Origin of the sequence: Psychromonas ingrahamii 37 (assembly GCF_000015285.1) — a bacterium.
GTDB classification, from domain to species: Bacteria; Pseudomonadota; Gammaproteobacteria; order Enterobacterales; family Psychromonadaceae; genus Psychromonas; species Psychromonas ingrahamii.
The window spans coordinates 2,162,774-2,175,597 of the sequence record NC_008709.1 but is presented as its reverse complement, the minus strand read 5'-3'; the positions used below and the strand labels follow the sequence as shown (position 1 = coordinate 2,175,597).

The following is a 12,824-nucleotide window of genomic DNA, read 5'->3' as shown; positions in this document are numbered from 1 at the left end:
AGCATTTATTTATGAATAAAAAATCTCAAATACTCACATTAGCAGAAAACAAAGTAAGGTCTGGCGGCTACGGTAATTTTAGCTTTAGAGAGCTTGCCGATGAAATAGGCATTAAAAGCTCAAGTGTGCATTACTATTTTCGTACCAAAGCTGATTTAGCTGCAGAATTAGCGCATCAGTATACCGATGTGTTTTTAGCATCACTAAATGATGAGAAAGCAAAGCAACAAGAGAGTAGTGCAATTAACCTCTATATTAATATGTTCAAAGCCGCATTGGAAAAAGATAACCAAATGTGCTTATGTGGTTTATTAGGCGCACAGTTAGACGCCTTACCAGAGCAAGTAAAAAGTGAAATTAAACGTTTTTTTGAATTGAATATAAACTGGTTACAACAAAGATATATTGAAGAAAAAGACATGACAGCAGCAAGTGCCAAAGCTAAAGCTATTCATTTATTAGCCTCTTTAGAGGGCATAATGATTTTATCTAAAGTATTAGATGATAAAACGGTTTTTGATAATATTCAATATTATACTTAACAGCATATTCTTACAAAATATGCTATTCAGGCAATGTTATTAGACAATATTATTAGACAATATTTACTTAAGCTATGTGCCATTCTTGTGGATCTGCCCCTGCTACCGATACCATTGAGCTAACCTATCCTACGGCTTCCGATGCAAATGCGCCCGTCAAACTGCTACTGCTAAGCGAAGTGCCAATCGGCGAACCAGTCGCAGGTTACGGCCCCTTTGTGATGAACACACAATAAGAGCTACGACAAACCTTTCGTGATGATCAAACGGGCATTTTGGTAACTAATTAAAATTTATGCATAAAAAAAGCCACCTAACTATCGCTAGTCAGGTGGCTTTTTTTAGTACGTGGTTTAGTTATTTAGTCAGTAAGACTGACTTGTAAACCATTACGCTTGATCTACAAATGGATAGTCAGTATAGCCTTAAGCACCGCCACAATAAAAAGACTCTGGATGCTGCTCATTGAACAGCGCGCCTTTTTGGATACGCTTAGCACAAAAAAGCTGGACACTGATACCTTATATTCGTTTAAATCATCACGTTAAAAAATCATACTCTAATCAATTAAATATTAATATTACCCCCTATACCCACGACCCAAAAACGGGTGTATAAGCTAATGTTGGTTGTTCAAATTGACATTAAGGAACAAAAAAATAAAGCGCTATGTGCCCCGAAGCGGCATAGAAAACTAAGTCACAAACGCCCCCTTTACGACTTATATGTACATAACACACTCTTTGATAAGCAGGCGAAAATCATTTTGGTGACTTTAGTGCGACCACTATGTACCACATGCTCAGTTCAGCGTAGCAGAAGCTTTAAGCAGCAGAGGTAACGTCTTATCGTAATTTAAATCAACAGTGATGACATTGTGCCGCTTTTATATTGTGATCACTTAATTACCTTTTACTGAATTTACCCCAATTAGAAAGCCCTCAGGTAAAAATATACTGCTTAACTGAACCTTAAATTGTTTTCTCACGTATTAGTTGGTCTAAATGTCACAAATTGGAACTTGATAATGCTATTTAGTAAGAGTGAAGAGTCTAGAGTTATCGAAATGGCTTGGGAAGATAGAACCCCCTTTGAAGCGATTGAACATCTGTTTGGTCTGAATGAGCAAGCGGTAATAACATTTATGCGTCAGAAGATGAAATCAAGTAGTTTCAAATTGTGGCGTAGCAGGGTGAGCGGTCGAAGAACTAAGCATACAAAACTTAGGTCGCCTGAAGTCGGCAGAGCTTATTGCCCAACTCAGTATAAGAATAGATAGTGATTGCGGTGCATAGAATGCTTCAAGATCATCAATGACTAAATCTATGGGGATAAGCAGAATAAACCTTATTTTCATCTAAGAGTTATATTTCTAATGTTACTTTTGTTTCAATATTTATTTTATTGCCACATAAGTTTAACATAATTTTAAATCAAATTTATATGAGAGCTATAGTTATGTTGGAAAGCTTCACTGCGGAGACGCTTGCTAGAATGCAGTTTGCATTCACCGTCTCCTTTCATATTATATTCCCAGCCTTTTCGATCGGAGTAGCCAGTTATTTAGCCGTATTGAATGGCTTGTGGCTAAAAACACATGATCAAACCTACCTTTTTTTGTTTAACTACTGGAAGAAAATTTTCGCGGTTGCCTTTGGAATGGGCGTAGTTTCCGGTATTGTGATGTCGTATCAATTTGGTACTAACTGGTCGGTTTTTGCAGACAAAACTGGACCAATACTCGGGCCACTTATGGCCTATGAAATACTCTCTGCCTTCTTCTTAGAGGCCGGATTTTTAGGCATCGCTTTATTTGGACGTGAGCGTGTGGGTAATAGACTACACATGTTCGCAGTTTGTATGGTCGCCTTTGGTACTTTAATGTCAGCCACTTGGATTTTATCAGTCAACTCGTGGATGCAAACGCCTGCTGGCTATAGCATTAATGACGTAGGGCAATTTATTCCAGAAGACTGGTGGCAGATTGTCTTCAACCCTTCGTTTCCATACCGTTTAGTACACATGGTATTGGCAGCCTATCTCACAACCGCGCTAGTCGTTGGTGCTGTCGGTGCATTACACCTGCTAAGAAACAAGGCTGATGCGGCTGCACGTCGTATGTTTTCAATGGCGATGTGGATGTTAATTGTTGTCGCCCCCTTACAAATTGTTGTAGGAGACTTTCACGGTTTAAACACTTTAGAGTATCAACCAGCCAAAGTAATGGCGATGGAAGGACACTATGACAGCCATCCAGAGGGTGCACCGCTGATCTTATTTGGCATCCCTAACCCAGAAGAAAAAAGGATTGATTACGCGATTCAGATACCCAAACTCTCTAGCTTGATCTTAAAGCATGACTTAAACGCCCCGCTTGCAGGTTTAGATACTATTCCTGATGAAGACGAACCACCTGTTGCGGTGATATTCTGGAGCTTCCGTATTATGATTTCGCTAGGCTTTGCCATGTTAGGACTGGGCGTATGGAGCTTATGGCGACGCATTCGCGGCAAGCTTTATAATGACGATTTGTTAAAGCGGGCCGCAATTGTTATGGGACCCATGGGATTTGTTGCCGTACTGGCAGGTTGGGTTACTACTGAAGTAGGCCGTCAACCTTTCACTGTTTACGGACTATTGCGTACAACCGACAGTCTTGCACCAATTGATGCGCCTGCGGTTGCGGTATCGCTAATCTCATTTATCATCGTTTATTTCTTTGTCTTTGGTGCAGGTACTTACTATATATTAAGACTGATGAATAAACCGACAGCTACGTCAGGTCTTGAGATAAATAAGGGCCCTATCCGGACCGCACAAAATCAATTTATTGCAACAACTGACGCAAACCTTAAGTCAGGTGCGCAAGGAGACAATCGTGGAATTTGAATTATCGTTTATCTTGGCGATGATTATCGCCTTCGCCGTACTCAGCTATGTCATTTTAGATGGCTTTGATCTGGGCATCGGTATTTTGTTTCCATCAGCTAAATCAGAGCAAGACAAGTCCGTTATGATGAATACCATTGCCCCCGTTTGGGATGGTAATGAAACTTGGCTAGTAATGGGAGGCGGTGGTTTATTGGCCGTTTTCCCTCTAGCCTATGCCATTATTATGCCAGCCTTGTACATGCCTATTATACTGATGCTGTTAGCACTCATTTTCAGAGGCGTTGCTTTTGAATATCGCTGGCGAACCGTTCGTTGGAAGCCTGTTTGGGACTTTGCCTTCTTCGCAGGCTCGGTTATAGCAGCCTTTACTCAAGGTATTTCGCTCGGGGCGTTGGTGCAGGGTATTAAAGTGGCAAACCGCGCCTACGCTGGAGGCTGGTGGGATTGGCTAACCCCGTTCTCATTATTAACCGGCTGTGCAGTTGTCATTGGCTACGGCTTACTGGGCTCCACCTGGTTAATTATGAAAACAGAAGGTGAACTACAAACTAGAATGCGGGGTTATGCAAAATGGTTAGGCATTGCTACCCTAGGTTTTATAGGTGTTGTCAGTATCCTCACACCCTTTCAAGACCCCGCTTATTTCCAACGTTGGTTTACACTGCCAGGCAGCATTTTTAGTGTATTTGTTCCAGCTTTAGTCGGGCTGTGTACTTGGTTGCTATTTATGGGATTGAAACAAGACAAAGAAGCGCAACCATTTCTCGCCTCACTCGGGCTATTTGTCCTCAGTTTCATCGGTATTCTTGTTAGTTTTTACCCTAATATTGTACCGCCAAATCTAACAATCGTTGAAGCAGCAGCGCCTGATTCAAGTTTAAGATTCACACTGGTGGGGGTGATGGTTTTAGTGCCACTTATTTTAATCTATACCGCTTATGCATATTGGGTGTTCCGCGGCAAAGTAAAACCTGAGGATGGCTATCACTAATGGCTTGGAAAAAATGTAAAAAACTAGCCTGGTTTGTTGGCATTTGGCTTGCTGGGGTTTTAGCACTGGGCATTGTGGCTATGCTGATAAAGTCAGCAATTCTTTGACGGTTTGGTGTATCGGCTCTGACTAAAACTTGCATGTGGTTAAATTAAAGCGAGCATGGAACTTTTATTCGCTGAGTCGCTTTGACGATAGACCGCCTGAGAAAATTATTGAGAATAATAATTTTAGAATCAGACAGAGTCCCTATTTTATACTTGTTCTGGTCTAATCTTTAACAATAAAAAAAATTAAATATGTATTAGTAAGACTACAGACTAATACACTGTTGGGCTTGAAAAGTGATGCCTTCATATTTGGCTGCAGTGCAGGAAAAGGCGATTAGCTTTGGTTTAGGTCTAGAATGGCTGAGTCTAAAAAGGAAATCTTAATAATGTTGCGGATAGCTCTTATCAGTTGGGTCACAATTACCACGTTACTATTGGCGGGAAATGCTATGGCTGTTGAGGAAGCAAAATACAATGTACTTCGCGAAGAAGACGGGTTCGAACTTCGCGAGTACGAGTCCCATATTATCGCTGAAACCACAGTAGATGGAGCGTTTGAAGATGCTGGTAGCGAAGCATTTGGCCGCCTGTTCAAGTATATTTCTGGCAACAACACACAGCAACAAAAAGTGGCGATGACATCGCCTGTTGGACAAGAGCCATCGAGCCAGAAAATTGAGATGACATCGCCGGTAGGCCAGCAGAAGCAAGATGAAAAATGGGTTGTCAGTTTCATGATGCCAGCGTCATTCGAGTTGGAAACGACTCCTGAGCCGAAGGATCCAAACGTGTCTATTCGCGAGGTTCCGGCACGTCTCATTGCTGTGGTACGTTATTCAGGTTTTTGGAGCGAAAAGAATTACCTTCGCAATTTGGAAAAATTACAGAATTGGATAGAAAATAGTCGCTTGACTCCGGTAGGCGAACCGATTTGGGCACGGTACAACCCACCGTTCATGCCTTGGTTCCTTCGTCGCAATGAAATCCTGGTGCCGGTTGCATCCCCAGAATCTGGCGATTGAGCGTGGGGCAGTTGACGCCTAACAAGTCGTTGCAATGGATATTTGGCCCGCCACCTACTTTTAATGCCACAAATGCTTCTGAACTCAAGCATAAATGAAGTCGTCTGATTAGAGAAATATAGTAAAGATTCTATCTCGCTTTGTGTCTCTAAGCGTCTCAGAAAAATAACTATCCTTCAAGAGAGTTAGTAAACAAAACCGCAGTTTCGATTAAAAACAAAAAAAGCAGAATGTTAAGATTTTTTTCTTCGATCTTTGTTTTGGAGCATCTCTCAATACTTATCGGCGACACGCAGCTGGGCTAAAATATTGTATCAATTAGAAACAGTACTTTTCTCGAAACCAGTTCTGTGTATTAACAGCGTCCCACTCAAGACTCTCGTTATCAAGGCTCCCTCGGTATTTCACCTGAATGTAGTGGGTCAGTTCGTGCGCCAGAGAGTCATCCATGCAGCGCTCGAAATTGTCGTAATAGGCTTTTTCATCCAGCAAGTATATTTTATTAAGCTTTGCGACAAAGGTGTTGATAATGATATCCGGGCGCATCTGCCATTGTGGCTCAACGTCATCCTGAAATTGTTTCAGACTGGTTTTACTCGCGACCACTAGCTCCGGCAGCGGAATCTCGGGTCGGTAATTTAAATTTTTATAATCGAGAATAGTCTTCAATATAAATTCCAGCGAGTACTTAAGTTCAACCGTTGCGGCCGGCTGAATCGCCATACCTGTTGATATGAAAGACGTGACAAATAAAATAATTAGAAGTGATTTTGACATAAGAGCTCCTTCTAGTTTACTGAAATTAAAATAACTTTCACCAGCAAGCATGCTTTTCATAAACACTATCGAGTCAGGATCCCAAACGCAATTGCCTTCTAAATTCATCGTTACTGAAAAGGCAATCTTTAGTTTAAAATCCCAACAACGCCCCTCTTCTCCGTCGCTGCGTTTGCAGGTAGGCATTAAATTTGTGTTGATAGTAAGAAGTATAGGCAGAATAAGCATCTTTTTTCGTAATATCTAAAATATGCTTACCTCATGTTTTCCACATTCGCCTCTTTTTTCATCGCTATGAGGGCGAAATAGTTCAAGCAGTGCTTCATCATTCAAATCGGCTTTACTGGTAAGGAACTTTGATTTGGCTCGCTATTGAGATAAAGCGAGCGTAAAAACCTATCCATCTTTTAATTAGATAGATTTTACGGCCAAGGCGCTTTCGCCCCGAAGCGCCATAGAAAACTAAGTCGCAAACACCCCCAAGTGAGTTACAAAACAAAAATAAGTGGCTAAATTCACTTGGGAAGCACGACGCTCGCTTTTGGGGAAAACGCCAGTCGAGGACTTGGGATCAAAGAGTAAAGCGGGTTTTTAACGTTGACATTAAAACTTGCAAGCAGCGCGGTGGCAGGGTCAAAATAATTTCCAGTATTGAATACCCTGTTATTATCGATAATATTTTTTTACCTTAATGGAAAAGGTCAGTAGTACTCAACTTGCTGCCTACTTTTCAATTTTACAATAAATGCTTTTGTATGAAACGAGCGGCAGAGACAAGGCAGGCCGGACCCTGCCAATTGGGTAGAAGCCGATATAGAATATGGAGATTTACGAAGGAAAATAACAAATTCTGATAAGGTTTTATCGAAATCGGAGCACAAAAAACTTTCTTTACTACACTCCTAAAGTCAACTCATTTGAAATACTTTTGATGATTTTATCAGTCAGCTATACAGCGACAGCTAAAGATAAGTGAACCATTACTCATCGGTTTATTAATACTAGGTTCCGTAGACAATAACGCCAAATTGGGTGCGCGCTACGTTAATTCAATTGGAGTAATGAATTATGTCAAAAGTATTACAAGCAACCATTATAACTGCTAGCATCCTATCTGCACATACAGCTAATACCAAACGCATTAATTAAGTGATCATATTTACTATTAAAATTCATCCTGACGGCTTTGCGGGCGTCAATTTTTCCTTTGAAGCAAGTGCTCATAAACTTAATGCATTTGGTATGATGCGGCATTAATAAATAGACTGGAAGACCAGACTAGCGCCTATGCGCAGTGACATATCATCCCGGCGCAAGTTCTTACTGCCTTTTTGACAATCCCGGCAAGACCCTTGAAACATTTTCTGGTCCTCTTTTTCCTGGAGGGGTGTTTAGTGGTTATTACCTTGCAGGAGATAGAGCCGCCAATTTTTCTTACGAGGATGAGAGAGATTTATATGATTCCACATCATATAAATCTCGCAACTCTGCGGAATTTAGGCGTAATGGTTATTATTTTACTGCAGATGCTTGGCCCTTGGGCAATCACAGTGAAAACGGTATGGCCTTGGCTGTGACCAGTATGAATCTAAGTTTTCTAGTGACAGAAGGAGACTCCTCAATAGATCTCGGTCTGGATCATATTAGCAGAAGAAGCCGGCTGCTAAGGCTCTATGATGAAACATCAGGGATAGCTGTTGCAAATTTGATGGGCACAGTGGTAGTGATGGAGCTGCTGCGGGTGTGTAAAAATTTCTGACAGGTCTTAAATTGTCTAAAGTACAAACCTATTCAGGTACTGCGCGCCAGTAACTATTTAATGGCTTTATTGTTTATTACTTTTATTGGTCAAAAAAATGGTCGGACTATAACAGCCGACCATTTACCCTGATAAATTGCACGTATTACACTGCGTAATTACGGCTAATTAATCAAGTGTCTCCAGATAAGTGAAGACGGCATCAGAATTTTCGCAAGTGATTGGACTACCTGCACTATCGACACCAATGCTACCTATACTAATGGCGCCCGTAGCATACAAGTGACCACAACTAACGGATGAAGTCGCCGCGTTAACGGCTCCCCCTACAAATGCGGTACCACGAAAAGAGGTGCCCGCACCGAGAGTGACCGCAGCGCCGACATTCCAGATGATGGAAGCGGTATCGCCGTTACCCAAACCAATTATCTCAAAATGTGTCGAAGCACCAACCGTCAGCGCCTCACTTAGGTTAATAACCCAAACGTGGTCCTTATTATCAGTATACTCATCCGCATCAAAGGTAATGGTTGAGCTTGCAGCTATACTCACCGCACTGCCTTCCCATACGCCAGGCGCTAACGTGCGTGTTCCCATGGTAGTATATAATGGTCCATTAGCAGAGGATGGCTTGAGGGCAGATAAAGCGGACTGTGTCTTTGTTATTTCAGCTATCACTTTTGCCATATTTCCAGAGTTATGTATATCTTCCGCGTCAGCATATTGATCCCCGTTAGCATCGTCATTTAAAACGCCATTCGTCGAAGCGCCCGCGCCCAGGGTGATGGCTGCGCCAGCATAGACCGCCTGGACCTGACCACTGGCGCCTAGGGTAATGGCGGCTCCAGCATGGATGTTTTGGGCTTCAGCGTTAGCCCCTATACCCGCAGCAGCACCTGAAAAGATGTTTTCAACGGTAGACAGAGCACCTGTGGTCACAGCAGCACCAGCATAGATGTTGTGAACTACAGAATTAGCACCGATAACAACGGCCGCTTGTGCAGCGAGATCACCATTTACTGTGGAGCTTGCGGCGATATTTATCGCACCACCAGCTATTGCAGCATGGGATTTAAACGGCGATATATGGGCGATTGTCACTTCAAGATCATCGAAGATGGCATCCCAGTCTCCTCCGATAAAGATCCTTCCGCTCCCATTAGGCTGATCGGCGAATGACGTGATTGGGGGAAGCGTACAGTCGGCGCTGAAGGTGCCACCAGAATAATCCTGATCTATGGAGGTAACAGCCGTTTTCGTCTCAGCATTCCACTCTAGTCGCATACGGTGTGTGCCATTCCCACCACAAGCAACATCTGCTTTGGTCTCTGGCTTTACCCCATTCCAAACCTGAAATTGGGGTGCAAAATTAGTAGGCAGGGTCCCGATACTGATACCGCTGCCTGCCTCTGTTCCGGGGCCACCATATTTATCGACAGGCAAAACAGGACCGAGTCCAAAGAATACGATGTTTCTGCCACTCCTTGGAACTTCGGGAATGGTGACTGTTACTTCTGCAACAAAACTGACCGAACTGTAGTCCGTTTCAATAGTGCGTAAATACGATCGTAAACCACCCGAATAATCCCCGCGGGTGTCTCGCCCTTGAAATCTTACATGACCATCTTCAAACACTGCCCCCCCCACTTGACCAGAACAACATCTCGTGCCTTGTGAATACCACGTTCCAACGCCACCGACAGCTTCAAGATGAGACGGAAGATTACCTCCGGAAAAATCTTCAACAAATCCATTAGCCGCTGATGCGACCGATATAGACCCCAGCATAGAAAGTGCCAGCAATCCCCCGGAAAAAACATGTCCTTTTTTTAACGTTTTATTTTTCATTTACTATTTCCTTATAGTGATAATACGTTGCCAATCCATTGCATATGAGAGCGCAATAAAGATCTGTTTGTGTTCTTAGCTATTATATTGTCTTTAGGCGAAATAGATCTGCATTTTATGCGAAGACTATTTTAAATAAATATCATAGCGGATCGCTAAATTAAGTTTAGTTCCCATTGTAGTCAAGTTTTTTTTGAGAAAATGTTGATCTTGTTAAATAAATGTTAATTTTTGCTAATCGAGTGCTAACTAATTGATGTATAAGTTAATTTAAAGCTGAAAAATTGACTTTATCTAAATAAGAATACCAGAAGGCACTCATTATAAAATCACCTATTTTTTAAAACGGTAATAGCTGGACACCCATTTAATTGACTAAATATTAACCCTCTCTATATTTTATTCAGAAACTGTTTTTGAATGATTAGGCGCTCATTATGACGTAATCTCGTGCAACACCGATTTCTTTGTTTAATACGCTTTACTTTATGAATAACATCCCTGTTATTCACTTCTTCGACGCCAGCTGAAGCTGTTCAAATTTATTCCCTAAAAATTTGTCATTGTATTTCCCGTTGTGTACGTCGTGCTTTTTTATGCGGCAAGGATAAATTCAGTGGGCAAAGCTTTGAGCATCGCAGACAATGGATGGTCGAACGCCTCCAATACTTACCTCTACTTTTACTATCGACACCTGTGCTTAGCACTTATGTCTAATCCCCGTAATTAAAATAAAAGGCATCTAGTTTTGCATGTTAATAATATATAAAACAGTAAGTTAACCGATGAAGAGGTTTGTCTGCGTTGGAGCCGCCTTTATTCAATGCCAACATTGATAAGCCGATGGCAAGCGGGAACAGGGTTAACCGAGGAGGAGTTATTGATGGTGAAGACTGTTATCAATAGGTGGCGAGAAAGGTTAAGAGGAGAGAATAGAGGATAGAAGATAGGTAGAATAAACGTCATTTGTCATTAGATCTAAAATCTACTTTACTTTATATATTTATATTTATATTTACTTTATTTTTATCTTAATGAAGCTACGAAAGTCAGATTATACACCAGAAAGAACAGATGCATTAAGTCGCTGGTTCAACGCGCTTGCACTACGCAGTGGTAAAACTAAAGCGACTGTTGCGCTTGCAAATAAATTGACGCGAATAGCATGGGTTATTGTTACTACAAACGATGAATTTAAAGCAAGTTGTGCATTTAAAAGTGCATAATTAACGAGTAAAAAAGTAGATAAGTAGATAAGTAGATAAGTAGATAAGTAAAATATACACCCTAGTTTAAGTTTGCAATGCTTGATGAAAAACGGTCAACCGTTCCTGTAAAAACCTGCTTTGGGGCTTGGCATGTAAATGTCGACTTTGTGATTAGAAGACAGGACTCGGATTACATCATGGCGCAGGTTATTGATAACCTACTGAGACGTCGGATGTATGACAGCAGACTGTAATCTTCATTAAAATTGCAATAAACGGGGCGTCCATATATGCCCCTAAGCGCCATAGAAAACTAAGTCGCAAACGCCCCCATTACGACCTAGAATAGATACTAATTATTAACAAACTGCAAAATGAAAGACTTGCCCCTCGGCCCCAGTATATTCTCCAGTAAGGCGACCGCTCTGACTGATGCCTAAAGGCATAAAAGAAGTCAGAGTAAACTTTTAAAGAACTTATCCATATCGTCGAGGGTGCTACTGTTCTTTTTTAGTGGCCAAGTCAGGCTGGTTAGAATACTGGTATGAGTTAGTCCAGGATACAAAACCCCTGTTGACAGGTTGCCCACGGCGGATAATTTTTCGATCAAGAGCTCCTGGTTACGAACACCAACTATGTCATCTTTGGCGCCATGCAAGAGCAGCATCGGTGGCTCATCGCCATTAACAAAATTCATTACCTGCATATTAGGGTAGTTCTCAGGTGGGCCAAAAACTTCCATCAGGCTAGGACGAGTAGGGGTAAAGTTATATGGCCCAGCCAAACCTGAGAAACCCTGCACGTCCAGCGGACTGAGCCCGTGCTTCTTCAGGTAACGTTCGTCAGTCAGTAATAGGCCACCGAGATGCGCACCGGCAGAATGTCCTGCGATAAATATTTTTTGTGGATCCCCTCCATAGTTGGCAACGTTTTGTTTGGTCCAAGCAATGGCGGCTGCACCATCTTCCATAAACGCCGGGAAACGTGCTGCAGGATATTTTGCATAGTCGGGAATAATGACCACATAGCCGAGTCGAGTAAAGGCATCGGCTACAAAGAAATACATTTCTTTTGAGCCGGAATCCCAACTCCCGCCATAGAAAAAAACCAATACTGGCTTAGCTTGTTGTGCGCTCCTGTTGGGCGTGTAGATATCTAACTTCTGCCACTCGTCTTGACCGAATGCGACATCCTTGCTGACGCTATGCTCGGAATTTAGCCTCAGTGCAGAGTTCAACAGGAAAAGTCCGGTCGAGCTGCAGGCACTTAACAACAACAGGCTAACGCTGGCAATAATGTGTTTGATTTTCAATGGTCTGGTTTCTGCATAGAGGGAGTGTTTTGCCATTTTACATGTCAATATGATCTTCTGCAGTAATTTTAATTAATGCTCGTTAACAACGACTTAAAATTGCAGTGCTTCGGGTCAAGCCGCTGAATACGTGATGATGACGCTATCCAAAATGCTCTCGAGGATAGAGGATAAGTAGAATAAACCTCATTTTTCATTAGATTCAAAATCTACTTGAGTTGATAACTTCATATTTACTTCTTTTTCATCTTAATGAAGCGACGAAAGTCAGATATTTCTCTCATATACTCACCCGTTTTCACAAAATTTTAGGTAAAGGGCAAGTGCGTTCCACTGTTGTGCAAACCAGCTCTGAATATTACTTTTGTTTATAATGAACTTATGTTTCAGATACATAATTTTAAGTCTTCTATTTTTAGTGCA

General features: G+C 41.8%; 11 protein-coding genes. 8 read left to right on the top strand and 3 right to left on the bottom strand.

Annotated elements, in window-relative coordinates:
- The first annotated feature begins 11 nt into the window (after positions 1 to 11).
- From PING_RS09345 to PING_RS09325, 7 genes are all read left to right on the top strand, one after another.
- Positions 12 to 542 carry a TetR/AcrR family transcriptional regulator gene (locus PING_RS09345; RefSeq protein ID WP_011770129.1) on the top strand — a complete coding sequence of 177 codons (531 nt, stop codon included), beginning with the start codon at positions 12 to 14 and terminating at the stop codon, positions 540 to 542.
- A gap of 74 nt (positions 543 to 616) precedes the next feature.
- Entirely contained in the window at positions 617 to 778 is a 162-nt protein-coding gene (locus PING_RS20955) for a pirin-like C-terminal cupin domain-containing protein (protein ID WP_198134765.1), read from the top strand.
- Positions 779 to 1,569: 791 nt separating this feature from the next.
- Positions 1,570 to 1,821, top strand: coding sequence for a TIGR03643 family protein (locus tag PING_RS09340; protein WP_011770128.1), 252 nt, complete (start codon positions 1,570 to 1,572; stop codon positions 1,819 to 1,821).
- A 179-nt stretch (positions 1,822 to 2,000) separates the two neighbouring features.
- On the top strand, positions 2,001 to 3,431 hold the full coding sequence (locus PING_RS09335; protein ID WP_041766313.1) for a cytochrome ubiquinol oxidase subunit I: 1,431 nt from the start codon (positions 2,001 to 2,003) through the stop codon (positions 3,429 to 3,431).
- Positions 3,421 to 4,425 (top strand): cytochrome d ubiquinol oxidase subunit II, encoded by a 1,005-nt coding sequence (gene cydB / locus PING_RS09330; protein WP_011770126.1) that lies wholly within the window; start codon positions 3,421 to 3,423, stop codon positions 4,423 to 4,425. Before PING_RS09335 ends, cydB begins: the two co-directional genes overlap by 11 nt.
- The gene (locus tag PING_RS21840; protein WP_083761744.1) at positions 4,425 to 4,532 is read left to right on the top strand and encodes a DUF2474 family protein; all 108 of its coding nucleotides are present in this window, start codon (positions 4,425 to 4,427) and stop codon (positions 4,530 to 4,532) included. Before cydB ends, PING_RS21840 begins: the two co-directional genes overlap by 1 nt.
- 299 nt (positions 4,533 to 4,831) lie before the next feature.
- Positions 4,832 to 5,497 carry an SOUL family heme-binding protein gene (locus tag PING_RS09325; RefSeq protein ID WP_232279419.1) on the top strand — a complete coding sequence of 222 codons (666 nt, stop codon included), beginning with the start codon at positions 4,832 to 4,834 and terminating at the stop codon, positions 5,495 to 5,497.
- A 318-nt stretch (positions 5,498 to 5,815) separates the two neighbouring features.
- Here PING_RS09325 and PING_RS09320 read toward each other — a convergent pair whose 3' ends face one another.
- Positions 5,816 to 6,274 (bottom strand): hypothetical protein, encoded by a 459-nt coding sequence (locus tag PING_RS09320; RefSeq protein ID WP_157035341.1) that lies wholly within the window; start codon positions 6,272 to 6,274, stop codon positions 5,816 to 5,818.
- 1,294 nt (positions 6,275 to 7,568) lie between these two features.
- On the opposite strand from PING_RS09320, the gene PING_RS09315 reads away from it, so the two are divergent.
- Positions 7,569 to 8,033 carry a hypothetical protein gene (locus PING_RS09315; RefSeq protein ID WP_011770123.1) on the top strand — a complete coding sequence of 155 codons (465 nt, stop codon included), beginning with the start codon at positions 7,569 to 7,571 and terminating at the stop codon, positions 8,031 to 8,033.
- A 168-nt stretch (positions 8,034 to 8,201) separates the two neighbouring features.
- On the opposite strand, the gene PING_RS19470 is transcribed toward PING_RS09315, so the two are convergent.
- Positions 8,202 to 9,881, bottom strand: a complete 1,680-nt coding sequence (locus tag PING_RS19470) for an ice-binding family protein (RefSeq protein ID WP_011770122.1) — start codon at positions 9,879 to 9,881, stop codon at positions 8,202 to 8,204.
- 1,662 nt (positions 9,882 to 11,543) lie between these two features.
- On the bottom strand, positions 11,544 to 12,437 hold the full coding sequence (locus PING_RS09305; protein WP_011770121.1) for an alpha/beta hydrolase: 894 nt from the start codon (positions 12,435 to 12,437) through the stop codon (positions 11,544 to 11,546).
- Positions 12,438 to 12,824 lie beyond the last annotated feature (387 nt).

Coding starts and splice junctions, on each gene's coding strand:
- PING_RS21840 (WP_083761744.1), top strand. CDS start 4,425: ATGGCTTGGAAAAAATGTAAAAAACTAGCCTGGTTTGTTGGCATTTGG.
- PING_RS09320 (WP_157035341.1), bottom strand. CDS start 6,274: ATGTCAAAATCACTTCTAATTATTTTATTTGTCACGTCTTTCATATCA.
- PING_RS09335 (WP_041766313.1), top strand. CDS start 2,001: ATGTTGGAAAGCTTCACTGCGGAGACGCTTGCTAGAATGCAGTTTGCA.
- PING_RS20955 (WP_198134765.1), top strand. CDS start 617: ATGTGCCATTCTTGTGGATCTGCCCCTGCTACCGATACCATTGAGCTA.
- PING_RS09305 (WP_011770121.1), bottom strand. CDS start 12,437: ATGGCAAAACACTCCCTCTATGCAGAAACCAGACCATTGAAAATCAAA.
- PING_RS09325 (WP_232279419.1), top strand. CDS start 4,832: ATGGCTGAGTCTAAAAAGGAAATCTTAATAATGTTGCGGATAGCTCTT.
- PING_RS09340 (WP_011770128.1), top strand. CDS start 1,570: ATGCTATTTAGTAAGAGTGAAGAGTCTAGAGTTATCGAAATGGCTTGG.
- PING_RS09345 (WP_011770129.1), top strand. CDS start 12: ATGAATAAAAAATCTCAAATACTCACATTAGCAGAAAACAAAGTAAGG.
- PING_RS19470 (WP_011770122.1), bottom strand. CDS start 9,881: ATGAAAAATAAAACGTTAAAAAAAGGACATGTTTTTTCCGGGGGATTG.